This window comes from Segnochrobactrum spirostomi, from assembly GCF_009600605.1.
GTDB classification, from domain to species: domain Bacteria; phylum Pseudomonadota; class Alphaproteobacteria; order Rhizobiales; family Segnochrobactraceae; genus Segnochrobactrum; species Segnochrobactrum spirostomi.
Genome location: NZ_VWNA01000001.1, coordinates 3,728,230 through 3,749,754, shown reverse-complemented (window position 1 = coordinate 3,749,754; position 21,525 = coordinate 3,728,230). Strand labels below are relative to the sequence as shown.

Genomic DNA, 21,525 nt, shown 5'->3' with positions numbered 1-21,525 from the left:
GCCCGAATAAAGCGAAACGGCCGAGGCGTCCACCGGACGCCGCGGCCATCATGATCCTACCCCTCTCCAAGCGTCGAGGTTCCGTGTCGCGAAGGTCCCTCACTTCCCCGCCGAATAGCCGAAATCGATCGACAAAAGCGCGCCGGTGATGGGCGCGGCGTCGGGCTCGGCGAGGTAGCGGATAAAGGCGGCGACCTCCTCGGCGCGGATGAGGCGCGCGCGCTCCGGGCCTTGGGGATAGCCGGCGAGAACGCGGGCGATGTAGCCGGCCTCGTCGCCGCCGCCATAGCGGCGCGCTTGATAGGCCATCATCGGCGTGTCGACGTCGCCCGGACAGACCGCGTTGACGCGGACGCCGAACGGCGCGAGCTCGAGCGCCAGCGCCTTAGTATAGAGCGACACCGCCCCCTTCGAGGCGCAATAGAGCGCCGCGCCGCTGTTGCCCTGCACGCCGGCATCGCTCGACAGATTGACGATGACGCCCTCGGTCCGCTTGAGGTGTGGGATCGCCGCCCCGCTCAAGAGGCACACCGCCCGCACGTTGACGGCGAACACGGTGTCGAACTCCGCCGCGCTCGCCGCCTCGGCCGGCCCCTCGACCCAGATCCCGGCGGCGTTGACGACCGCATCGAGACGGCCCGCCGTCTCCGCTGCCCAATCGGGCAGCGCCCGCGCAGCCTCCGCATCGGCGAGGTCGGCGACGCGGAACGGCGCATCACCGAGCGCCGCGGCGATCTCGGCGAGCCGCGCGGCGTCGCGGTCGGTGAGCACGACCCGCCAGCCCGTCGCGGCGAAGCGGCGCGCGGTCGCGGCGCCGATGCCGCCCGCCGCGCCGGTGACGAGAACGACCCGCTCGGTTCCACTCATCGGCGATCCTCCACGATCGAGTTGCCGCCGTCGACGACGACGAGCTGGCCGGTGATGTAGGACGCCCCTTCGGAGGCGAGCCAGGCGATGCAATCGGCGACCTCCTCCGGCCGCCCCGAGCGGCCGACCGGCGTCGCCGCGCCCGCCGCCGCCTCGGCCGGCGTCTGCGAGCCGGTGGCGATCCAGCCGGGCGCCACGCAATTGACGGTGATGCCGAGCCCGGCGACCTCCAGGCAGAGCGACCGCGACAGCCCGAGCATTCCGGCCTTCGCCGCCGCATAGGCGCTGTCGTTGGCGACGCCGGCGACGGCGCCGGTCGTCGACGAGACGTTGACGATGCGCCCATAGCCGCGGGCCTTCATGCCCGGTACGACCGCGCGGATGACGTTGAAGGTGGTCGTCAGGTTGCGGTCGATCACAGTGCGCCAGAGGGTGTCCGAAAAGGTCTCGAGCGGCCCGGTTTCGTCGAGCGTGCCGAGGCTCGCCATGCCGGCATTGTTGACGAGGATGTCGACCGGCCCGACCGCGCCAGCGAGCGCGGCGACCGCGACCGGATCGGTCAGGTCGGCGATGTGCCCGGTCGCCGCGATGCCCTCGGCCTCGAGCTCCGCCGCCCGCGCGAAGATGCGATCCGAGGTCGCCGCGATGTGGACGACCGCGCCCGCCCGGCCGAGCGCCCGGGCGCTCGCCCATCCGATTCCGGTCGGACTGCCGCAACCGGTGACGAGCGCAACGCGACGGGACGACGGCATGGAAATTCCTCGGGCGGGGCGCCGGCGGGCCAGAGGCCTCGCGGCGGCTGATGGGGTTCGGGCGCTGCTGCGGCACGCCGGGTGGCGGGCCCCTATGGAGGGGCCACGCGGCGGGTCGAAGCGGCCGGCCGCAAGATGGCGCCAACGGGAGGGGCTTGTCCACAGCCCGCCGCGGCCGCGCTTTGGGCCTTGAAATGCGCAGACGTTGCGGCTACTAGGATGCCAACGCGCCGGCGGCCGATCCCGCCCCGCTAGGCAAGCGCCCGTAGCTCAGCTGGATAGAGCACCAGACTACGAATCTGGGGGTCAGGAGTTCGAATCTCTTCGGGCGCGCCATTTTAAATCGATATTCGTTATCGATCGTAGCCGGCTCGCTTCGCCGGCTTTGATCTCTGTGAGACCAGATCAGGACGACCGAGACCATTCCGCGGGCAGCATATCTTGGAGCGCCTGCCGGAGGATCGCGTCGAGATGGTCGGCGATCCGATTTTCGGACGCGCCCGATCGAAGAAGGCAAAGCCCCAGTGACGGAAGCGACGGCAGACCGTGCGCGGCCGGGTCGAGAACGCGAACGGTCGGCGGCCGGCCGAGCGGGGTGCGGAGCGCGATCCCGAGGCCCGCTGCTGTCGCCGCCCACAGTCCGCCGAGGCTCGGGCTTACGAAGGCGATGCGCCAAGCAATACCCTGCCGATCGAGATGGGTGCAGGCAATGGTGCGCAGGAGGCACGGCGCCTCCAGCGCGGCAAGCGGCAACGGCTCGTCGCGGCCGGCCTGCCAGGCCGGCTCTTGTTCCGCCGCCGTGAGCCAGCAGAGCGGCAGCGCGGCGATCCGTTGCCCCGGCGCGGCTGAGCCGTCATCCCAGGCGAGCGCGAGATCGAGCTGCCCCGAGCCGATCTTCTCCTTCAGCTCGCCGTTGCGCGCGATCCGGCCTTCGACGCGCACCCGGGGGTGCGCACGGGCGAAGCGGCCGAGCACGCGCGGGAGCAGCGTCTCGCCGAAATCCTCCTGAATGCCGAGACGGATCCAGCCTTCGAGTTCGGGGCTGCGCACCGCGCCGATCGCCTCGTCGTTGAGGCTCAGCAATCGCCGCGCATAGGAGAGAAAGAGCTCTCCTCCATCGGTCAAAGCAAGGCCACGCCCCGACCGGCGCACGAGCTCCGTTCCGGTCTGCTCCTCCAATTTCTTGAGCTGGGCACTCACCGCGGAGGTCGAACGGCCGAGCCGATCGGCGGCGCGTGCAAATGAGCCGGCGTCAATTCCGGCCACGAAGCTGCGCACGGCGTCCATGTCGAGATTCGTCACGCGCATCGCCTTAGTCCTGAAAATCCGAACATATCATCCTGAACAATTCGATTTTCCGGATATTTGGCCTCTTCCATAGTGCGCCTGTCAACGGCCTCTCTGGAGTGCTCCCCGTGCCTTTCACCCGAATATCCCTGAGGGCGGGAAAATCCGCCGATTATCTCTCCGCGATCAGCGACGGTCTCGATCGCGCTCTGGTCGATTGTTTCGAGGTTCCGGAGAGGGACCGCTTCGTTGCGTTCCACCAACACGACGCCGAAGAACTCATCTTCGACCGGACATACCGCGGCGGCCCGCGCTCCGACGATTATATCCTGTTCGAGATTACGACCGGGAAGACGCGATCCCGCGAAACGAAGGCGCTCTTTTATGAGCGGCTCGTCAAAAACCTGGCTGGGTCTCCCGGCATCCGACCGGAGGACGTCATGGTCGTCATCATCAACGCGGCGTTCGAGGACTGGTCCTTCGGGTCGGGCCTTTCGGCCGCTGCGAGCGATGCGGAGCGCAATCGATGAGCGCTCGCTCGCATCTGCGACCGGCTTGCCCGGCGGCCATGACAGTCCGTCGTGCCGGCGATGGGGTGGGCTCGGCCCCTGACGGCATCTCCAGCGGCCCGTTTCTCGTTCAGTCGCTGCTCGAAAGCCGTGTCGAAGGCGAGATGACGGCGATACGCGCCTTCGTAGAGCCCGGAGTGATGACTTATTGGCACAGCCACCCTCGGGGCCAACTTCTCTTCGTCCTCGACGGAGTGGGCATCGTCGAGCGCGAGGGCGATGAGCCCATCGAAGTGCGCGCCGGGGATGCCGTCTGGTTCGCCCCCGGTGAGCGCCATCGGCACGGCGCCGCCCCTGGCTGTCCCTTCGGCTATCTCAGCGTCCAGCCCGTCATGAATGGAACGGCCGTGCACTGGTTCGGACCCGACATCGCAGAGGAGCGCGCTCGATGATCGCGATGCAATACAGCTTCACCCTGCCCGCCGACTACGACATGACGATCATCGACCGCCGCATCCGCGAGAAGGGGCCGTTGCTGGACGGATTCCCGCACCTTCTCTTCAAAACGTATCTTTCTGCGCGCAAGCACAGTGCGGACCTCGCCAGCACCGAGAATCTCTATGCGCCTTTTTATCTCTGGGACGAGCCAGACGGGATCGACAGCTTTCTGTCGAGCCCGGGCTTTGCCGCGCTGACGCGGGATTTCGGCTGGCCGTCGGTGCAGACTTGGCTGGTTTGGGCCGCCGAACGCGCCGCCGACCTGCGGGCCGCGCGATATGCAGCGCGTACGATCGCGGTGATCGCGCCCTATTCCGATCTCGCCGCGTGTCGCGATACGGCGATTGCGGAGGGCCGATCCGCCATGAGGAACGGCGCGCTCGCATCCCTCGCCGGCTTCGACCCGACGCAATGGCGCATGCTACATTTCACTCTATGGGAAACGGTGCCCGTCGCGACCGAAGCGACGCAGACCTATGAGGTGGGCCACATCGCCCTGCCCAAGCCTTGATGTGCCGGTGCCCCCTCACCCGCCCCGCCGCCGCATGACCGCGCCCTCGGCAGCCGAGACGAGTTCGTAGAGGGCGACGGAGACGAGGACGGAGAGGACGGCGACGCTCCAGATCATGCCGTAGTCGAGCATACCGCGGGCGCGATTGAGGAGGTTGCCGAGACCGGTGCCGGTGGCGAGCCATTCGGCGATCATCACGCCGAGGATCGCCCGCGGCGCGGCAAGCCGGATCGCCGCGAAGAGATGCGGCACCGCCGCCGGCAGGGCGATCAGGCGGAGTTCGCGCCAGCGCGACGCGCCGTAAGCACGGCCGAGATCGCGCGCGCCCTGGGGCACCGCCGCGAGCCCCTGCGCCAAGAGCACATAAGCCGGGAAGAAGGTCACGGACACGGTGACGGCGAGCATCACCGCCGTGCCGCGCCCGAAGACGAGCACCAGGATCGGGGTCAGCGCGACGAGCGGCATCGCCTGGGTGAACAGTGACAGCGGCATCATCAGGCGCGCGAGGCGCGGCGCCGCCTCGGCGAGCACGGCGAGGAGAAGCGCGGCGACGACGCCGAGCGCGACGCCGGCGAGGCTCGGCGGCAGCGTCTCGGCGAGCGCGCCGATCAGGCGCTCGCGCACGCCCTCCGCCCGCGGCCCGGCGGTAAGGTAAGCGAAGACGTCGAGGGGCGACTTCACCAGCATGGCCGGCAGCCCGGAGGCGGCGACCGCACCCCACCACAGCGCGAAGGGCATCAGGACCGCCCCGGCCGCGAGGGCGAGCCGCCCGCTGCGCCCGAGCGCGGGTGCCGGCAGCGCCGCGGTTCCGGTCGGAAGGGTGGCGGCGCGCACCGAGCCGGTGAGGGCTCGCCCGAGAAGACCGAAGGCGGCGTAGCCCACCGCGGCGCACGCCGTCGCCACGAGGCCGATACCCCAGAGCCGGTCGGGCTCGGCGCGGCCGAGCGAGCCGATCAGATAGGCGCCGAGGCCCCAACGACCGCCGCCACCGAATTCAGCGAGGATCGAGCCGAGGAGCGCGTTCGGCGCACCGACCTGAAGGCCCGACAGGATCGCCGGCACCGCGGCCGGAAGGCGGACATAGCGGAACACCGCCGCCCTGCCCCCGCCCCAGCCGCGGACCACGTCGATGCCGCGGGGATCCGCCGAGGCGAGGCCGACCATGGTCGCCGTCATGGTGGTGAAATAGCACCCGAGGGCAGCGAGCACGATGCGCGCGCCGTCAGAGGGCAGCGTCAGCACGAGAACCGGGACGATCGCGATCGCCGGCAGGGCGAAGATCGCGACGTTGACGCCGCGAAAGAGCCGCTCGGCGACCGGACTGAAGGCGAACAGCGTGCCGCACACGATGCCGATGGCGTTGCCGATCAGGAAGCCGACGGCGGCGGTCGTCAGCGTCGCGGCGAGATGGGGCGGATAATCGGCCCAATCGATCCAGAGCCGGACGAGGATGGCCGAGGGCGCCGGCAAGGCGCCGTCCGCGATCCACTTCATGCGGCCGGCGAGCTCCCAGATCGCGAGCGCGGCCGCGACTTCGAGCGTGAGCGACAACGACGGCTTCCAGCGCGCCGGTCTCAGGCGCACCCACCCGATGCGCACCGGCCTCATGCGGGCTCCATGCCGGCATAAAGCCGTTCGCCGATCGCATCCTCGAGGGCGTGGAAGCGCGGATCGGTGAGGAGCTCGGGGCGGCGCGGCCGCTCGAAGGGAACGTCGAACGTCGCCGCGATCCGGCCCGGCCGGCTCGCCATGACGACGACGCGGTCGGCCAGAAACACGGCCTCGTCGATGCCGTGGGTGACGAGCAGAGTGGTCGCCCGCGAGGCCAGCCAGATGCGCTGCAATTCGAGGTTCATCTGCCGCCGCAGGATCTGGTCGAGCGCACCGAACGGCTCGTCGAGGAGAAGCAGCGACGGCTCGGTGACGAGCGCGCGGGCGATGGCGACGCGCTGACGCATGCCGCCGGAGAGTTCGCTCGGCCGCGCCGCAGCGAACCCGCCGAGGCCGACCAGATCGATGAGTTCGCCGATGCGGCCGAGGTGCGGCCCGCGCGGCCGGCCGAGCACGTCGAGCGGCAGCGCGATGTTGTCGGTCACCGAACGCCACGGCAGCAGCGCGGAATCCTGAAAGGCGACCCCGGTGTGACCCGCCTTCACGGCCTCCGCGACCGGCCGGCCGCCGATCGCCACGCGGCCGCGATCGGCCGTCTCGAGGCCGAGCGCGAGCCGCAGGATGGTCGACTTGCCGCAGCCGGAGGGCCCGATCAGCGCCGTGAACGAGCGCGGAGGGCATGCGAGCGAGACCCCGCCGAGCGCCTGGAACGCACGTCCACCGACCGTGAAGCTCTTTTCGACGTCGCCGAGGACGAGATCGAGCGCCTCCCCCATCGCGGCTCAGACCTCCGCCAGGAGGGTGGTGTCGAACATCTCGCGCTTCGCCTTGATGCCGACCCGCGACAGCGCCTCGATGTTCTTGGCGATCGCCTCCTCGGTCATCGAGAACAGGCCGGCCGGGCTCTCGATCAAGGGCTTCTGGGCCGTGTTGAAGTAGATCTCGTTGGCGATGGTGCGGCCGTTGCCCTTGTAGAAGGTGTCCTTGAAGAGCGGCGGATAGACAGCCGGATCCTTGAGGTTCTCGACCCAGCCCTTGCGCGACGCGCGCAACCAGCCGACGAGTTCCTTGCGCTTGGTCTTCAGCGTCTCCTCGGTCACCACCACGGTGTCGTTGAAGATGGTGAAGCCGTAATCGTAGAGCAGGAAGGAGACCGCCTCGGCGCCCTGCATCTTGATGGTGTAGGGCACGTTGGTGACGAAATCGACCGAGGCGTCGATCTCACCCTTCAGAAGCGGGGTCGGATCGTACTCATAGGGGACGATCTTCACATCCTTCGGGTCGATGTTGTTGATCTTCAGCATGGCCTCGACCGAGACCACGTTGACCGGCGGCACCGCGAGGGTTTTGCCGACGAGGTCCTTCGGCGCCAGGATCGGCTTGGAGGCGAGCGAGACGACGCCGAGCGGATTCTTCTGATATTGGGCGCCGATGATCTTGAAAGGCGCACCCTGATCGACGATCGCCTGGACGGTGGTATCCGGCGTCGTCAGCGCCAGATCGGCCTTGCCGGCGACGAGCGCACCTTCCGGGATCACGTCCGGGCCGCCGGACAGATAATCGAGGTCGATGCCCTCGGCGGTGTAGTAGCCCTTGGTCTCGGCGACGACGTAACCCGTGAATTCGGCGTCGTTGATCCAGGACGCCTGCATCGAGAGCTTGGAGCCGGCGAAGGCCGGCCGCACGAAGGCGCCGGCGGCAAGCGTGCCGGCCGACAGGGCGAGAAAGCGGCGACGGTCGAGCGCGAACGGCATGAAAGGGTCTCCTCTAGCGGGCGGTCGATTGAGGGGTGGGCGACAGCGCGGTCATGCCGCGAAGACGGGCGAGTTCAGCGAGCGGCGGGATGGTCTCGACATGGCGGGGATCGACGCGGTCCCAATCGATGCCGCGCGGACGGCGGCCGCGGCGCCCGACATCGAGCACGCGCGTCGGCGTCGCCACGAGATCGACCAGGATGTCCGACGGCTCGGGGTTGAAGCGCTCGTCGACGACCTGGACGTCATGGACGAGCGCTGCGAGACGGGTCTCCTCGTCGGCGAGACCGAGCTCGGAAAAGAGGCCCCATTCGAGATCGAAATATTCGTGCCCCTTGCCGAAGCGCACGCCGTCGAGCGACACGGCGGCGGCACCGGTCACCATCAGATCGAGGCGGCCGAGGGCGGCGATGCCGGCGAGATCGAGCGGGCGGCCGAAATGTTCGAGCCCGTCGAGCCAGGAGGCATAGAGGCGCAGATCCGGCGCGATCGTCGCCGGATCGAGCAGCACGAAGCCGCGGTGCAGATCGTAGGTCGCGACCAGGATCGGCACGCCGGCATCGAGAAGCGCCCGGCGGACACCGACGAGGCTCGGATCGGGCGTGACGAAGGCGCGCCGGATCCGCGCGGGATCCACGGCCGCGAACAACCGCGCGACGGCAGCCTCCGACCCTTCGAAATCCGGGATGACATGGGCGAAGTCGAAATGGAATCGGCTGTCGGGGCGTGCCACCGCCGCCAACCGAGACCATATCCTCTGCCTGACGATCCGCGATCCGGACATTCAACCCATCTCCGGCCGCGCCACGGCGGCCGATTGGTACGCTTGTTTCAGGTGGAGCCCTGTCTCGAAGCGCATGTTTCAGCACCTTGAAACAGTTGTCACGATCAAAATAAAGGCCGGATTGCCTGATTTTTGAGCGCACCTCCCGACTGGACGACGCGATCGAGCGACGGCATATTGAAACGATCGTTTCAGAGATGGCCGGATGTCGACGCGTCTATCGCTCAGGATTCAGGAACGGTTCGAGGACCTCTCGCCGAGCGAGCGCAAGCTCGCCGCCCTCCTGCTCGAACATCACGCCGATATCCTCACCTATTCGGCGACGGAGATGGCCGACCTCGCCGGCGTCTCCAAGGCGACAGCCGCCCGGCTGTTCCGCAGTCTCGGCTATGCCGACTTCAACGAGGTGCGCCAGCAGGCCCGGGAGGAGCGCAACCGCACCGCGCCGTTCCAGGCGCTGCCGTCCGCCGAAATCGTACCGCTCGGCGCCCGCTCCATCGGCGCGCACATTCAGGCCGAGATCGCGGCGCTGACGCGCACCTTCGAGGATCTCCGCTCCGACCGCCTCACCGCCGCGGCCGAACTGGTGGCCGACGCCCCCAAATTATGGACGCTCGGGCTCGGTGCCGAAGAGGGGCTGGCGCGGCTCGCGCGCACCCATTTCTCGCGGATGCGGCCGAATGTCCACCAACTCGCGGCCGACCCCGGCGGATGGGGCGAGGTGCTCGCGATGACCGGCCCCCGCGACACGTTGCTCGTCTTCATGGCGGACCGGCGCCCCAAGGTGCTCGGCGCCATCCTCGATCATGCCCGCACGACGCGCATCCAGGTTGTCGCCATCACCGATCTCGCCGGCGCTCTGTGGGTTCGCCGGTGGGCGCAGGTCGCGATCGCCTGCCACGGCACCGGGGGCAGCGCCTTCACCACCATGACGAGCGCCCTGAAGCTACTCGCGATGACCGCCGCCGCCCGGCTCGGACGGCCGGCCCAACAGCGCGCGGACCTCATCGCCGAGATCCACGAAGAACTCGACGACCTCGATTGAGGCCCCGCCCCTCTTCAAGACGACCCCGAGGAATGAAGACGATGGACCACAAGAGTTCGGTGCGCGAGCGCGTCTGGGCGGAGCTTCTGAAGGTCGCGGTGCCGGACAGCCGCTTCCACTTCGATTTCGGCTCCTTCATCGCCGACTTCGACGGTGGCGAGGCCGCGATCGCCCGCCTGACCGCCCACCCCCATTACCGCAACGCCGAAACGATCTTCATCGCCCCTGACAATTGCGTCGAGCGGCTGCGCAAGCAGGCGCTCGACGACGGCAAGACGGTGCTGATGACCACCTATTCGATCAAGCGCGGCTTCTGGGTGCTCGATCCGGCGCGGATCGCCCCGGAGATGCGGCTGTTCGCCTCGACGCTCGACGGCATGGAGCGGATGGGCCGCCCGGTCGATCTCGCCGACATCCGGCAGATGAAGCCGGTCGATTTCCTCGTCACCGGCACGGGCGCGATCAACCACGAGGGCGTCCGCTTCGGCAAGGGCCACGGCTTCTTCGATGCCGAATGGGGCATGCTCCACGCCCTCGGGCGGGTGCAGGCCGATACCCCGGTCGCCGCCGTCGTCCACGATTGCCAGGTGCTCGAGGAGATTCTCTATCCGGACGTGTTCGACACCGTCGCCGACGTCGTCTTCACGCCGACGCGCACTATCGAGATCGCCCTTCCCCACAAGCCGACCTGCAACATCCTGTGGGACCGCCTCGACCCGCACATGTTCGACACCATCCCCCCGCTCCAAGAGCTCAAGGCGATGGGTCTGTGAGGATCGAAGGCCGTCGGCGGGGCTCGCCCTGCCCCGCCGACGGCCCGCTCATGGCTCCAGCGTCACCTTGATCGAGGCCGTGCCGGCGGCGACGAGGTCGATGCCGGCCTGGAAGTCGGCGAGCGGCAGGCGGTGGGTGACGATCTCGTCGATCGGCAGAAGTCCCTGCTCCAGCATACGGATCGCGACCGGATAGGTGTGCGGGCTCAGGTGCGCGCCGTGGATGTCGAGTTCCTTGGTGTCGCCGATGATGGTCCAGTCGACCGTGACCGGCTCGCGCATCACCGAGAACTCGACGAAGGTGCCGAGCTTGCGGATCATCGCCAGGCCGTCGACCACCGCCTGGGGATGGCCGCTCGCCTCGATATAGACGTCGCAGCCGTAGCCGCCGGTGAGGCGTTTCACCTCCGAGACGACGTCCACCTGGGTCGGGTTCAGGCCGATATCGGCGCCGCAGCGCTTGGCCATCTCGAGCCGCTGGTCGTTGAGGTCGATGGCGATCAGGAGGGCGGGCTGCTTCATCCGCGCGGCGGCGAACATGCCGAGGCCGAGCGGTCCGGCGCCGGCGATCACGACCACGTCCTGAAACTCGATGTTGCCGCGCTGCACGGCGTGGATCGAGCAGGCGAGCGGCTCGATGAAGACCGCATGATGGGCCGGCATGGTCGCCGGCACCTTGTGGTTCAGGGCGCCCGCCGGAAGGCACATGAACTCCGCCATCGCGCCCGGCGTCGCCTGACGGAAGCCGTAGATGTCGTGGCGCTGGCACATCCAATATTTGCCGGTCTGACAGAAGCGGCAATTCCAGCACGGCACGATCTGTTCGGAGACGGCGAGATCACCGATTTCGAGCTTGTATTTCTCGCCCGCCCCGTCGCCGAGCGCGACCACCTCGCCGACGAATTCGTGTCCCGGCGTGATCGGCGGCTCGCAATAGCCCTTGCGCGTCGCGTCGCCCCAGAACAGCGGCGCCCCGAGATAGCACTTGAGGTCGCTGGCGCAGATGCCGGCCGACTTGACCTTGAGGAGGACCTCCCCGGGACCGACCGTCGGAACCGGCAATTCTTCCAGCCGATAATCGCGCGGGCCGTAGCAGACGACCGACGCCATGGTCTTGGGCAGGTCGACGATGTTCTTGAGCATGGGTTCCTCCCGCTATTGTTCTCGGCCGGTGCACCCTTACGATCGGGGTCCGGTCGGCATTTCGGGAGGAAGGCTATCAAGGCAGGACCGGGCCGCTATCGTGGCCCTGCCGATGGAGCGATACTTTCTCAACCTCGGGTGTCAAAATAATACAGGTCGATCCGGAAAGCGGGATAGCAAGCGCGTCCCGTCGCACATACGATTTGGAAGCAGAAGCGATCTGGAACCGTCGCGCCGAGGGCAGCGCGAGCCCCGAGGAGGAAACCGCGTTCACGGATAGGTGACGGTCGGTTCGCTGGAGCCGCACGGTGTCAAATGTGATCATGCAACTAGCATGATCTAGCCGGCAACGACGGGAGCGCCCGTTCCGCCGGCCCCAGGATGACGCGCGTGAAGACGACGTGCGTGAAGAAGCTGCCGAAGAGCGGCTCTCGAAGAACGGGGAGGTCTACATGGGCATGGAGCGCAAACTCGCGCCCGATCATGAGGTAATCGTCTATCGTCCGTCGGAGTCCTTTCGCTGGAATGTGCATGATTACCCGCATCATTTAGCGAAATGGCATCATCATCCGGAATATGAGCTGCACCTGATCCAGGCCTCAAGCGGCACGATGATGGTGGGCGACCACGTCGAGCCGTTCAGCGAGGGTTGCCTCGTGCTGACCGGGCCGCACGTGCCGCACAATTGGATGAGCGACGTGCCGCCGGGCGTCGTCGTTCCCAACCGCGATATGCTGGTGCAGTTCACCCCGCAATTCGCCGACCGCCTGTGCGCCTCTTTCGTCGAGTTCGAGGAGATCAGCACGCTGTTCGACGAGGCGGCCTACGGGCTCGTCTTTTCCGGCCGCACCGCGCGGGAGGGCGCCGTCTTGCTGCGTCAGATCGGCGAGGCCTACGGCGCGAGCCGGCTCGTCCTCTTTCTCGATCTGTTGACCCTGCTCGCCGCGCGCCCCTCGGAGCGTCGCAGCCTGTCGCGCCGGCTGCCGACACCGGCCCGCTCGCAGCTCGAGGAGCGCATCGAGACGGCGCTCGATTATATCCGCGAGAATTACGTCTCCGAGATCCGCCTCGCCGACGTCGCGGCGCTTTGCGGCATGGAACCGACCGCCTTCTCCCGCTGGTTCAAGAAGCAGACCGGCCACACCTTCGCGAAGTTCGTCAATCGAACCCGCGTCTATTCCGCCTGCACACGCCTCATGGAGACGGATCAGCCGATCACCGACATCTGTTTCGAGGTGGGCTTCAACAACATCGCGAACTTCAATCGGCAATTTGCGAAGTTCTGCGAGCAGACACCCTCGTCCTATCGCCGCCGCACGCGGATGGTGGCGACGACCGTACCGCCCCTCGCGGGAGACCTGCGCGCCGGCGCATGACGGAGCGAGGCCGATCAACGACGAGACGGCCTCGCAAAAAAGTACCGACGCACAAAAAAGTAGGCGTGGCTGCATAGGGGAAACGCCGCTAGCGTATTCGAACGTCATCCCGACCGATCGGCCCTGGCCGAGCCGATCGCGGGGGCGCCGGCGGATGGAGACGATGACGGTCCATCTCGCGAATGCCCGTCGACGGGCACCACTATTCTGAGATCGACGATGAGGAAACCACACCGGGTCCGCGAGCCGCGGCGGTGAGGTCGGGATTTTGTCGCCCGCGCGGCACGAGGAGCGGCTCGAGCTCCGAAGACGGGGGCGATGTCTCGCGTGAGCGGGTGGCGGGCGACCATGGAGCGCCGGCTGCGCCCAATGAAGGAGAGACGAGTGGCCGGGGGAAGACCCGGCGACGACGGGGAGACCGGACCACCGGGCGCTGACCATGAAGCCCGGAACCGGAAGGCATGAGAGCCGCATCCTACGAGAGCGGCCATCGGGGAGGAGAAGACGATGAAGCATATGAGAACCTGGGTCGCGGCCGCCTTTACCGCGACGCTGCTCGCCGGCACGGCGCCCGCGTTCGCGGACTTCTGGTCGGACGCGTCGAAGGATCTGCAGGGCGTCACCATCCGCGGCATCTCGGAGAGCACGCCGCCGTCCAATTATGTGAAGGACGTGCTCGCCCCCGCCTTCAGCAAGGCGACCGGCATCAAGGTCGAGTTCGAGGGGACCTCCTGGGACCAGATGTACGACAAGGCGATCAAGGACATGGAGGCCAACACCGGCATCTATGACTTCGTCTATATCGAGCAGGACATCATCTACTCCTATCTCGCCCGGAAATTCCTGGTCGATCTGACGGAGTACATGGACAAGAATCCCTCGCTGAAGGCGCCGACCTTCGACACCACGCACTTCACGACCTTCATCGACAATTTCAAGGGCGCCAACGGCGACCTCTACGGCGTGCCGATGGAGGCCTTCATCAAGGTCTACCTCTATCGCAAGGACCTGTTCGACGACCCGAAGGTTCAGGCCGCCTATAAGGCCAAATACGGCAAGGATCTCGCGCCGGCGAAGAACCACGCCGACTACACCCAGATCGCCGAATTCTTCACGGAATACGGCAAGCAGAACGACCTGCAATTGTGGGGCACCACGGTGCAGGCGGCGTCGGGCCACCCCGCCTCCGTCTACGAGTTCGTCGAGAGCGTGCTGCCGACCTACGGCGTCTACAATTGGGGCATCGATCCCAAGACCTACGTCGCCTCGGTCGACAAGGGCGGCAAGATGAACAGCGACACCGCCAAGAAGGCGCTCGCGTGGTGGATCGGCAATCTGAAATATGCGCCGCCGGAATCGACCTCGAGCACCTGGGACGAGGTCGCCGCGACGTTCGCCGCCGGCCGCGCCGCGCAGGGTCTCGTCTATGGCGAGAACGCCGCGTGGATCGCCACCAACCCGGAGAAGTCGACGGTCGTCGGCAAGGTCGGCGTCGCCCTTCCGCCGGTCGAGCCCGGCGTGATGGAAGAAGCGGAGTCCGGCGTCGGCTACATCGGCTATTATGACGGTGGCGCCTTCGGCATTCCGCACTCGTCGAAGAACAAGTCCGCCGCCCTCCTCTTCCTCGAATATATCGGGCAGGACGAAGTGCAGGCCGATTGGGCGCTCGCCGGCAGCCGCATCACCCATACGGCGACCTACGACGATCCGAAGATCATCGCCCAGGACAAGAAGGTGGACGGCTACTACACGCTGATGAAGGAGCAGGGAAAGCTGTTCCGCGGCGCGCCGCCCTACCCGTTCCACAACCAGGCGCGTGAGGCGATGGCCCCGTTCATCTATCAGGCCATCACCGGCGAATTGCCGCCGGACGAGGCGCTCGACAAGGCCGCCGCGGCGGTCGACGCCGAGCTCAAGACCCTGGGCTACCAGAAGTGAGCCTCGCCTGAGATCGGGTGCCGCGGCCGCACAGGCCGCGGCATCACCCCGCCGGATGCGTAGGAAAGACCGAGGCCGGCCCTGGCGCGCCCGCCCTCTTCTCCGCGATCCGCACGGTCCCGTTCGACGACGCCATGTCTTCGACGACGCCATGTCATGGGAGCGAGCCTCATGCGCTCATCTTCGGTCGGCTGGTTGTTCCTCACGCCGACATTCTTCGTTCTGTTCGTCTTCGGCGTCGTGCCCTTCCTCTACGTGCTGGTGATCGGCTTCACCCAATGGAATTCGTTCGCCGCCGACCCCACGATGCACTTCGTCTGGGCCGAGAATTTCCGCCGTCTGGTGTTCGACGAGCCGTTCCTACGGTCGTTGTGGCTGACGCTGAAGTTCGCCGTCTTCGCCGTCGTCGGCGAGGTGGTTCTCGGCTATTTCCTCGCCCAGTTCTTCATGCGGGACTTTCCGGGCAAGGGCTTCTTTCGCACCCTGCACACCCTGCCGCTCGTCGTCGCGCCGATTGCGGTCGGCGCAACATGGCGGCTCCTCACGGTGCCGGGGCTCGGACCGCTGCCCTACTATCTCGACCGCTGGTTCGGCTATGAGTTCAACATCGGTCGCTATCCGAGCCAGGCCTTCGCCGCGACGGTGGTGATGGACATCTGGCACTGGACGCCGCTCGTCACGCTGACGCTCCTCGCAGCGCTGTCGGCCATGCCCAAGGAGCCGTTCGAGCAGGCGCAGATCGACGGCGCCAACCGCTTCCAGATGTTCTGGCACATCACGCTGCCGCTTCTGAAGCCGGCCATCCTCGCCACGGTGTTCATTCGCCTGATGGACGCCCTGCGCACGGTCGACGAGGTGTGGATGCTCACCGGCGGCGGCCCGGCCTCCGCCACCCGCTATATCGGCCTCTACATCTGGCGCGTCGTCTTTCCCAAGACCGATTACGGCTACGGATCGGCGATGTCGCTCCTCACCCTCTATCTGACCGTCGTGATGTGCTGGCTGCTCTATGCGGCTCTGGTCGCACGCCGCGATCTGCGGAGGCCCGAGTGATGCATCGCAAGCGCCCCCTGCTCTCGATCGCCTTCTGGATCCTCTCGAGCTTCGTCACGCTCGCGCCGATCTATTGGATGTTCTCGGTCTCCGCGAAGAGCCGCGTCGAGCTGTTCGGCAGCCCGAGCCTCATTCCGAAGGGGTTCTTCAAGGACAATTATCTCAACGTGATGAGCGATCCGGCGTTTCAGCGCTACATGCTGAACTCGATCATCGTCGCGACCTCCAATGCGCTGCTCGTCACCATTCTCGCCGTGCTCGCGACCTACGCCCTGTCGCGCTACAAGCTCGCGGGCAAGGAGAACATCTTCTTCTGGACCATCACCAACCGGATGGCGCCGCCGGCGGTCTTCCTGCTGCCGTTGTTCCTGCTCTACACGCAGGTCTTCACCATCGGCGAGTGGAAGATGTTCGACACGCGCATCGGGCTGATCCTGCTCTATTGCGTGTTCAACCTGCCCTTTGCGATCTGGACCCTGCGCAGCATCATCGACGGCATCCCGCGCGAGCTCGACGAGGCGGCTTATGTGGACGGCGCCAACACTTGGCAGGTGCTCACCAAGGTCATCATCCCGCTCGCCAAGCCCGGCATCGCCGTCACCGGGATCCTGACGTGGGTGTTCGCCTGGAACGAATATCTCTTTGCCGCGACGCTGACCTCGGTCCACGCCCGCACCATCACCACGGGCCTCGCGGAGTTCGTCACGGTGACCGGCACCAATTGGGGGCAGATGGCGGCGACCGCGATGCTCACGCTCGTGCCCGCACTCCTCGTCCTCGGCCTCGTGCAGCGCCACATCGTCGCCGGCCTCACCTTCGGCGCGGTCAAGGAGTGAGGCCGATGTCCGATCCCGTCGAAACCGAGCCGCTCGATCTCCCGCAGCCGCGCCCAGCGCGTCAGGGCTTCCTGCCGATCCACACCAACGCCTTCGATCGCGTCTTCATCGCCGTCATCGTCTTCGTGGCGATTAACCTCCTCTGGATGCGGTTTCTCGAGGCGAGCATCCCGCTCACCGTCGGAACCGTTCTGTCCGTCATCCTCGGCGCGTTCATCGTCGCCCGGGGCTAGGATTGCGTGCTCATGCAAGCTCTCGTACTCGAAGAGAAAGGCCGTCTGGCACTCCGCGATTTTCCGATCGAGGAGACGCTCGGGCCCCGCGACGTGCGGATCGCGCCGAAAGTGGTCGGCATCTGCGGTAGCGACGTCCATTATTACACCCACGGCGGCATCGGACCGTTCGTCGTCCGTGCGCCGATGATCCTCGGCCACGAGGCGGCCGGAATCGTCACCGAGGTCGGGGCCGACGTGCGGGAATTTCGCATCGGCGACCGCGTCTGCATGGAACCCGGCCTGCCCGATCCGGCCGGTCGCGCCACCCGCCTCGGGCTCTACAATCTCGATCCCGCCGTCCGCTTCTGGGCGACGCCGCCCATCCACGGCGTGCTGCGCCCCTCGGTCGTCCATCCGGCCGACTTCACCTTCAAGCTCCCGGACAATGTCTCCTTCGCGGCCGCGGCCATGGTCGAGCCGCTCGCCGTCGGCGTCCACGCCGTTACCAAGGCGCGGGTGAAGCCGGGAGACGTCGCGGTCGTCATCGGCGCCGGCCCGATCGGCCTCGTCACCGTGCTCGCGGCGCTCGCCGCGGGCTGCGCGCGGGTGATCGTCTCGGACATCGACGACGCCAAGCTCGCCATCGCCGCCAAGCTCGGCGCCGTCACGCCCGTCAACGTGGGAGAACGGTCCCTGGCCGAGGCGGTGATGGCGGAGACGGACGGCTGGGGCGCGGATATCGTCCTCGAATGTTCCGGCAACGCCAAGGCCGCCGCGGACGTGTTCGCAACGCTCTGCCCCGGCGGCGTCGTGGTCTATGTCGGCATTCCGCTGGAGCCGATCCGCTACGACGTCGCCGCCGGCCAGATCAAGGAGGCGCGCGTCGAACACGTGTTCCGGTATGCCCACGTCTTTCCCCGCTGCGTGGCGATGCTCGCGAGCGGCGCGATCGATGTCGCGCCGCTGATCACCCGCACCTTCCCCTTCGCCGACAGCATCGAAGCCTTCGATTTCGCCGCCGCCGCGCCGCGCGGCGAGGTGAAGGTCCAGATCGCGATGCCGGATTAAAGAGAGCGCCATGGCCCCCGTCACCATCAAGGACGTCAAGAAGCGCTACGCCTCGGTCGAGGTTATCCACGGCGTCTCGTTCGACATCGCGGACGGCGAGTTCGTCATCCTGGTCGGCCCGTCGGGATGCGGGAAGTCGACGCTTCTTCGCATGATCGCAGGCCTCGAGGAGATCTCCTCGGGCACGGTCGCGATCGGCGGCAAAGTCGTCAACGACAAGCCGCCGAAGGAGCGGGACATCGCCATGGTGTTCCAGAACTACGCGCTCTATCCGCATATGAACGTCGCGGACAATATGAGCTTCTCGCTCCGCCTCAAGGGCACGCCGAAGCCCGAGATCGAGGCGAAGGTGAAGCGCGCCGCCTCCATCCTGGCACTCGACAAGCTGCTCGACCGCTATCCGCGCCAGCTCTCCGGCGGCCAGCGCCAGCGTGTCGCCATGGGCCGCGCCATCGTGCGCGATCCGCAGGTCTTCCTGTTCGATGAGCCGCTCTCGAACCTCGACGCCAAGCTCCGGGTGCAGATGCGGGTCGAGATCAAGGAACTGCACCAGCGGCTCAAGACGACGACGATCTACGTCACCCACGACCAGATCGAAGCGATGACGATGGCCGACAAGATCGTCGTGATGCACGACGGCATCGTCGAGCAGATCGGCGCCCCGCTCGACCTCTACGATCAGCCGGCGAACCTGTTCGTCGCAGGCTTCATCGGCTCGCCGGCGATGAACTTCATCGATGGCCGGCTCTCGCTCGAGGGCGGCGCGCACTTCGTCACCGAGGACGGCCTGCGCCTGCCCTTGGCCGGCGCGCCCGCGGAAGCCCGCGACGGTCAAGCCGTCGTCTATGGCATCCGCCCCGAACACCTCGCGCTCGATCCGGACGGGATCGGCGCCACCGTATCGGTGTTGGAGCCGACCGGCTCGGAGACGCAGGTGTTCATGAAGCTCGGCCAGACCGACATCGTCGGCGTATTTCGCGAGCGCATCGCCGTGCCACCGGGCTCGACGCTCGGCATCCGCCCCGATCCGGCGACGACCCATCTCTTCGACAAGGCGAGCGGCCGGCGGCTCTGACGCGACCACAATCAGCCCATGCGGACGGGAGGATAAAATCCCATGTATCTCGACAAGCTCAGGCTCGACGGCCGGATTGCCGTCGTGACGGGCGGGGGCCGCGGCATCGGGCTGGCCTGCGCCGAAGCGCTCGGCGAAGCCGGTGCCCATATCGTGATCGCCGATGTCAATCCCGAGGCCGCGGAAGACGGCCAGGCCGCTCTCACCGCGAAGGGCTATGCGGCTGAGGCGATCGGGCTCGACGTGACCGACTCGAAGGCCGTGACCGCGGCCGCCGACGCCCTTGCCGAACGGCACGGCCGGATCGACATCCTGGTCGCCAATGCGGGGATCGGCGGCGCGGGAGCGGGCGCCGAGGACACCTCGGACGAGGACTGGCTGCGCGTCAACGGCGTCAACTACAACGGCGTCTTCTGGTGCAATCGTGCTTTCGGCCGGCACATGCTGGCGGCGGGCCGCGGCGCGATCGTGAACATCGGTTCGATCTCGGGCCTCATCGTCAACCGCCCGCAGATGCAGACCCATTACAACGCCTCGAAGGCGGCGGTGCACCATCTCACCCGCTCGCTCGCCGCCGAATGGGCGGGTCGCGGCGTGCGCGTCAATGCGGTGGCGCCGACCTATATCGAGACGCCCCTCACGATCTACGCCAAGAACACGCCGGGCATGCTCGACGTGTGGCTGCGCGACACTCCGATGGGCCGCCTCGGCCAGCCCGACGAGATCGCCTCCGTCGTGCATTTCCTCGCCTCCGATGCCGCGAGCCTGATGACGGGCGCCGTGGTCGTCGCCGATGGCGGCTTCACCTGCTGGTAGGGAGAGCGTTCATGGACCTCAGCGGCAAGACCGTGCTCGTGACCGGCGCCGGCAAAGGCATCGGCCGGGCGATCGCGAAGGCGGCGGCGGCACGCGGCGCCTCCGTCGTCGCCGTGACCCGCACCGCCGGCGATCTCGAAAGCCTCGAGGCGGAGATCGGCTGCCGGTCGATCGTGGTGGATCTGTCCGACGCGGCCGCAACCCGCAAGGCGGCACGCGACGCCCTGCCCGTCGATTATCTCGTCAACAATGCCGGCACGACCGCGCTCGATGCTTTCGTCGACGTGACCGAGGAGACCTTCGATTTCCTCTATGCCGTCAATGTGCGCGCACCGATGGTCCTCGCCCAGGAATATGCCCGCGAGCGCATCGCGCGCGGTCTTCCCGGCGCCATCGTTAATGTTTCGTCCGTAGCCTCGTTCATCGGCTTTGCCGACCACGCCGCTTATTGCGCCTCGAAGGGCGCCCTCGATGCGATGACCCGGGTGATGGCCAATGAGCTCGGCCGCCAGGGCATCCGCGTCAACGCCGTCAATCCGACGGTGACGCTGACGCCGATGGCGGTGAAAGCGTGGAGCGATCCGGCGAAATCCGCCGGCATGCTATCGCGCATTCCGCTCGGCCATTTCGCGGCGCCGGAGGAGATCGCCGACGTCGTCCTTTACCTCCTCTCCGACGGGGCCTCGATGGTGAATGGGGTCGCGATGCCGGTCGACGGCGGCTTCATGACCGATTGAGGCGTTAAACCCCCGCCGACCACAGCCGATTTGCCCGCCCGTACGGAGCGGGGGTTCCCTTAAGCGCGTCGACCCGTAGGATCGAGCCGGGCCGGCCGTTCCGGCCGCGACTTGCCGCCGGGAAGCTTCAAGATGCGCGATTACAGCCGCCACGTGACCTCGATCGGAGGTCTCGACGTCCTCTTCGTCATGGCGACGGAACAGGAATATGGCGCCCATCTGCGCGCCCGGATCGATCCGCTCGTCTGCGGTGTCGGCCCGGTGGAGGCGGCGACCGTCACGACCGCCGCGCTCGGCACGCTCGCTCACACCGGACGTCGGCCCCACCTCGTCTGCTCACTCGGCTCGGCGGGCTCGCGCAATCTCGACCACTGCGGGATTTATCAGGCAGCGAGCATAAGCTACCGCGACATGGATGCCTCCGCGTTCGGCTTCGAGAAGGGCGTGACGCCCTTCCTCGGCCTTCCGGCGACCGTCGTGCTGCCCCACCGCATCGAGGGCGTGGCGGCGGCGAGCCTCGCGACGGGCGCGTCCGTCGTGTCCGGCGCGGCCTACGATTCCATCACGGCCGACATGGTCGATATGGAGAGCTTCGCCGTCCTGCGGGCCGCACAGCTCTTTGGTATCCCGCTCGTCGGTCTGCGTGGGATCAGCGACGGCCGCACCGATGTCGCCACCCTCGAGGACTGGACCGAATATCTGGCGATCATCGACGAGAAACTCGCCATGGCGATCGATCTTCTCGCCGCGCAGGCCAGTCACGGAACCTTCACGGTTTGAAGCCTTTGTGAGGGTTTGCCGAAGGCCGGAACAGTGCTAGACGGCGAGGCGGGGGCGGCACGGCTCAGTTGACGCCGTGATTTGGTGCACGGGGATC

The 21,525-nt window shown here is 67.2% G+C and carries 23 protein-coding genes and 1 tRNA gene; 16 read left to right on the top strand and 8 right to left on the bottom strand.

The genetic code is table 11. The annotated features are described in order from the left end of the window. Positions 1–99: 99 nt before the first annotated feature. On the bottom strand, positions 100–867 hold the full coding sequence (locus F0357_RS16880; protein WP_153484721.1) for an SDR family NAD(P)-dependent oxidoreductase: 768 nt from the start codon (positions 865–867) through the stop codon (positions 100–102). Next, entirely contained in the window at positions 864–1,619 is a 756-nt protein-coding gene (locus tag F0357_RS16875) for an SDR family NAD(P)-dependent oxidoreductase (RefSeq protein ID WP_153484718.1), read from the bottom strand. Before F0357_RS16875 ends, F0357_RS16880 begins: the two co-directional genes overlap by 4 nt. A 259-nt stretch (positions 1,620–1,878) precedes the next feature. Here F0357_RS16875 and F0357_RS16870 point away from each other — a divergent pair. Beyond that, a tRNA-Arg gene (locus F0357_RS16870) sits at positions 1,879–1,955 on the top strand. A 69-nt stretch (positions 1,956–2,024) separates the two neighbouring features. Here the strand turns inward: F0357_RS16870 and F0357_RS16865 are convergent. Then, complete coding sequence (locus F0357_RS16865; protein WP_153484714.1) at positions 2,025–2,927, bottom strand: LysR family transcriptional regulator; 903 nt, start codon at positions 2,925–2,927, stop codon at positions 2,025–2,027. A gap of 107 nt (positions 2,928–3,034) precedes the next feature. Here F0357_RS16865 and F0357_RS16860 point away from each other — a divergent pair, with 107 nt between their 5' ends. The 3 genes from F0357_RS16860 to F0357_RS16850 are packed head-to-tail and all read left to right on the top strand — an operon-like array spanning position 3,035 to position 4,424. Further along, a complete protein-coding gene (locus tag F0357_RS16860) occupies positions 3,035–3,436 on the top strand; it encodes a tautomerase family protein (RefSeq protein ID WP_312861638.1) in 402 nt (133 codons plus the stop codon). Beyond that, positions 3,433–3,867 carry a cupin domain-containing protein gene (locus F0357_RS16855; RefSeq protein ID WP_153484708.1) on the top strand — a complete coding sequence of 145 codons (435 nt, stop codon included), beginning with the start codon at positions 3,433–3,435 and terminating at the stop codon, positions 3,865–3,867. The genes F0357_RS16860 and F0357_RS16855 overlap by 4 nt, the downstream gene beginning before the upstream one ends. Further along, positions 3,864–4,424, top strand: a complete 561-nt coding sequence (locus F0357_RS16850) for a DUF4865 family protein (protein WP_153484705.1) — start codon at positions 3,864–3,866, stop codon at positions 4,422–4,424. The genes F0357_RS16855 and F0357_RS16850 overlap by 4 nt, the downstream gene beginning before the upstream one ends. 15 nt (positions 4,425–4,439) lie before the next feature. Here F0357_RS16850 and F0357_RS16845 read toward each other — a convergent pair whose 3' ends face one another. From F0357_RS16845 to F0357_RS16830, 4 genes are read right to left on the bottom strand one after another with little or no spacing between them, the layout of a single operon-like run. Further along, a complete protein-coding gene (locus F0357_RS16845) occupies positions 4,440–6,032 on the bottom strand; it encodes an ABC transporter permease (RefSeq protein ID WP_153484701.1) in 1,593 nt (530 codons plus the stop codon). Continuing rightward, positions 6,029–6,811: an ABC transporter ATP-binding protein gene (locus F0357_RS16840; protein ID WP_153484697.1), complete on the bottom strand. Its 783-nt coding sequence runs from the start codon at positions 6,809–6,811 to the stop codon at positions 6,029–6,031. The genes F0357_RS16845 and F0357_RS16840 overlap by 4 nt, the downstream gene beginning before the upstream one ends. Before the next feature lie 6 nt (positions 6,812–6,817). Then, a complete protein-coding gene (locus tag F0357_RS16835) occupies positions 6,818–7,789 on the bottom strand; it encodes an ABC transporter substrate-binding protein (RefSeq protein WP_153484693.1) in 972 nt (323 codons plus the stop codon). Between the two features lie 13 nt (positions 7,790–7,802). Beyond that, positions 7,803–8,573 carry a 5-formyltetrahydrofolate cyclo-ligase gene (locus tag F0357_RS16830; RefSeq protein WP_153484689.1) on the bottom strand — a complete coding sequence of 257 codons (771 nt, stop codon included), beginning with the start codon at positions 8,571–8,573 and terminating at the stop codon, positions 7,803–7,805. A gap of 205 nt (positions 8,574–8,778) precedes the next feature. On the opposite strand from F0357_RS16830, the gene F0357_RS16825 reads away from it, so the two are divergent. Together F0357_RS16825 and F0357_RS16820 are read left to right on the top strand one after the other, a co-directional pair. Continuing rightward, positions 8,779–9,618, top strand: coding sequence for a MurR/RpiR family transcriptional regulator (locus tag F0357_RS16825; protein ID WP_153484685.1), 840 nt, complete (start codon positions 8,779–8,781; stop codon positions 9,616–9,618). A 41-nt stretch (positions 9,619–9,659) separates the two neighbouring features. After that, positions 9,660–10,391, top strand: coding sequence for a 5-formyltetrahydrofolate cyclo-ligase (locus tag F0357_RS16820; protein WP_246161499.1), 732 nt, complete (start codon positions 9,660–9,662; stop codon positions 10,389–10,391). A 48-nt stretch (positions 10,392–10,439) separates the two neighbouring features. Here the strand turns inward: F0357_RS16820 and F0357_RS16815 are convergent, their stop codons facing one another. After that, the gene (locus tag F0357_RS16815) at positions 10,440–11,534 is read right to left on the bottom strand and encodes an alcohol dehydrogenase catalytic domain-containing protein (RefSeq protein ID WP_208948386.1); all 1,095 of its coding nucleotides are present in this window, start codon (positions 11,532–11,534) and stop codon (positions 10,440–10,442) included. A 401-nt stretch (positions 11,535–11,935) separates the two neighbouring features. Between F0357_RS16815 and F0357_RS16810 the strand changes: the two genes are divergently transcribed. The 10 genes from F0357_RS16810 to F0357_RS16765 all read left to right on the top strand — a co-directional run bounded on the left by F0357_RS16810 (position 11,936) and on the right by F0357_RS16765 (position 21,428). Further along, the gene (locus F0357_RS16810) at positions 11,936–12,910 is read left to right on the top strand and encodes an AraC family transcriptional regulator (protein ID WP_312861637.1); all 975 of its coding nucleotides are present in this window, start codon (positions 11,936–11,938) and stop codon (positions 12,908–12,910) included. Between the two features lie 516 nt (positions 12,911–13,426). Next, positions 13,427–14,848: an extracellular solute-binding protein gene (locus F0357_RS16805; RefSeq protein ID WP_153487204.1), complete on the top strand. Its 1,422-nt coding sequence runs from the start codon at positions 13,427–13,429 to the stop codon at positions 14,846–14,848. Positions 14,849–15,019: 171 nt separating this feature from the next. Beyond that, positions 15,020–15,901: a carbohydrate ABC transporter permease gene (locus F0357_RS16800; protein WP_153484679.1), complete on the top strand. Its 882-nt coding sequence runs from the start codon at positions 15,020–15,022 to the stop codon at positions 15,899–15,901. Beyond that, complete coding sequence (locus tag F0357_RS16795; protein WP_153484676.1) at positions 15,901–16,737, top strand: carbohydrate ABC transporter permease; 837 nt, start codon at positions 15,901–15,903, stop codon at positions 16,735–16,737. Before F0357_RS16800 ends, F0357_RS16795 begins: the two co-directional genes overlap by 1 nt. 5 nt (positions 16,738–16,742) lie before the next feature. Beyond that, the gene (locus tag F0357_RS16790; RefSeq protein WP_153484673.1) at positions 16,743–16,970 is read left to right on the top strand and encodes a DUF2160 family membrane protein; all 228 of its coding nucleotides are present in this window, start codon (positions 16,743–16,745) and stop codon (positions 16,968–16,970) included. A gap of 12 nt (positions 16,971–16,982) precedes the next feature. Then, positions 16,983–18,020, top strand: a complete 1,038-nt coding sequence (locus F0357_RS16785) for an NAD(P)-dependent alcohol dehydrogenase (RefSeq protein WP_153484669.1) — start codon at positions 16,983–16,985, stop codon at positions 18,018–18,020. A gap of 10 nt (positions 18,021–18,030) precedes the next feature. Continuing rightward, positions 18,031–19,095 (top strand): ABC transporter ATP-binding protein, encoded by a 1,065-nt coding sequence (locus F0357_RS16780; protein WP_153484665.1) that lies wholly within the window; start codon positions 18,031–18,033, stop codon positions 19,093–19,095. 42 nt (positions 19,096–19,137) lie between these two features. Next, a complete protein-coding gene (locus F0357_RS16775; RefSeq protein WP_153484661.1) occupies positions 19,138–19,911 on the top strand; it encodes an SDR family NAD(P)-dependent oxidoreductase in 774 nt (257 codons plus the stop codon). Between the two features lie 11 nt (positions 19,912–19,922). Next, positions 19,923–20,648 carry an SDR family oxidoreductase gene (locus tag F0357_RS16770; RefSeq protein WP_153484658.1) on the top strand — a complete coding sequence of 242 codons (726 nt, stop codon included), beginning with the start codon at positions 19,923–19,925 and terminating at the stop codon, positions 20,646–20,648. A gap of 132 nt (positions 20,649–20,780) precedes the next feature. Further along, positions 20,781–21,428 (top strand): 5'-methylthioadenosine/S-adenosylhomocysteine nucleosidase, encoded by a 648-nt coding sequence (locus F0357_RS16765; protein WP_153484655.1) that lies wholly within the window; start codon positions 20,781–20,783, stop codon positions 21,426–21,428. The last annotated feature ends 97 nt before the right edge of the window (positions 21,429–21,525 follow it).

Bases quoted from the DNA above. Each gene is read 5' to 3' on its own strand.
- F0357_RS16880 (WP_153484721.1), bottom strand. From the start codon at position 867: ATGAGTGGAACCGAGCGGGTCGTTCTCGTCACCGGCGCGGCGGGCGGC.
- F0357_RS16875 (WP_153484718.1), bottom strand. From the start codon at position 1,619: ATGCCGTCGTCCCGTCGCGTTGCGCTCGTCACCGGTTGCGGCAGTCCG.
- F0357_RS16865 (WP_153484714.1), bottom strand. From the start codon at position 2,927: ATGCGCGTGACGAATCTCGACATGGACGCCGTGCGCAGCTTCGTGGCC.
- F0357_RS16855 (WP_153484708.1), top strand. From the start codon at position 3,433: ATGAGCGCTCGCTCGCATCTGCGACCGGCTTGCCCGGCGGCCATGACA.
- F0357_RS16850 (WP_153484705.1), top strand. From the start codon at position 3,864: ATGATCGCGATGCAATACAGCTTCACCCTGCCCGCCGACTACGACATG.
- F0357_RS16845 (WP_153484701.1), bottom strand. From the start codon at position 6,032: ATGAGGCCGGTGCGCATCGGGTGGGTGCGCCTGAGACCGGCGCGCTGG.
- F0357_RS16840 (WP_153484697.1), bottom strand. From the start codon at position 6,811: ATGGGGGAGGCGCTCGATCTCGTCCTCGGCGACGTCGAAAAGAGCTTC.
- F0357_RS16835 (WP_153484693.1), bottom strand. From the start codon at position 7,789: ATGCCGTTCGCGCTCGACCGTCGCCGCTTTCTCGCCCTGTCGGCCGGC.
- F0357_RS16830 (WP_153484689.1), bottom strand. From the start codon at position 8,573: ATGTCCGGATCGCGGATCGTCAGGCAGAGGATATGGTCTCGGTTGGCG.
- F0357_RS16825 (WP_153484685.1), top strand. From the start codon at position 8,779: ATGTCGACGCGTCTATCGCTCAGGATTCAGGAACGGTTCGAGGACCTC.
- F0357_RS16820 (WP_246161499.1), top strand. From the start codon at position 9,660: ATGGACCACAAGAGTTCGGTGCGCGAGCGCGTCTGGGCGGAGCTTCTG.
- F0357_RS16815 (WP_208948386.1), bottom strand. From the start codon at position 11,534: ATGCTCAAGAACATCGTCGACCTGCCCAAGACCATGGCGTCGGTCGTC.
- F0357_RS16805 (WP_153487204.1), top strand. From the start codon at position 13,427: ATGAGAACCTGGGTCGCGGCCGCCTTTACCGCGACGCTGCTCGCCGGC.
- F0357_RS16800 (WP_153484679.1), top strand. From the start codon at position 15,020: ATGCGCTCATCTTCGGTCGGCTGGTTGTTCCTCACGCCGACATTCTTC.
- F0357_RS16795 (WP_153484676.1), top strand. From the start codon at position 15,901: ATGCATCGCAAGCGCCCCCTGCTCTCGATCGCCTTCTGGATCCTCTCG.
- F0357_RS16790 (WP_153484673.1), top strand. From the start codon at position 16,743: ATGTCCGATCCCGTCGAAACCGAGCCGCTCGATCTCCCGCAGCCGCGC.
- F0357_RS16785 (WP_153484669.1), top strand. From the start codon at position 16,983: ATGCAAGCTCTCGTACTCGAAGAGAAAGGCCGTCTGGCACTCCGCGAT.
- F0357_RS16780 (WP_153484665.1), top strand. From the start codon at position 18,031: ATGGCCCCCGTCACCATCAAGGACGTCAAGAAGCGCTACGCCTCGGTC.
- F0357_RS16775 (WP_153484661.1), top strand. From the start codon at position 19,138: ATGTATCTCGACAAGCTCAGGCTCGACGGCCGGATTGCCGTCGTGACG.
- F0357_RS16770 (WP_153484658.1), top strand. From the start codon at position 19,923: ATGGACCTCAGCGGCAAGACCGTGCTCGTGACCGGCGCCGGCAAAGGC.
- F0357_RS16765 (WP_153484655.1), top strand. From the start codon at position 20,781: ATGCGCGATTACAGCCGCCACGTGACCTCGATCGGAGGTCTCGACGTC.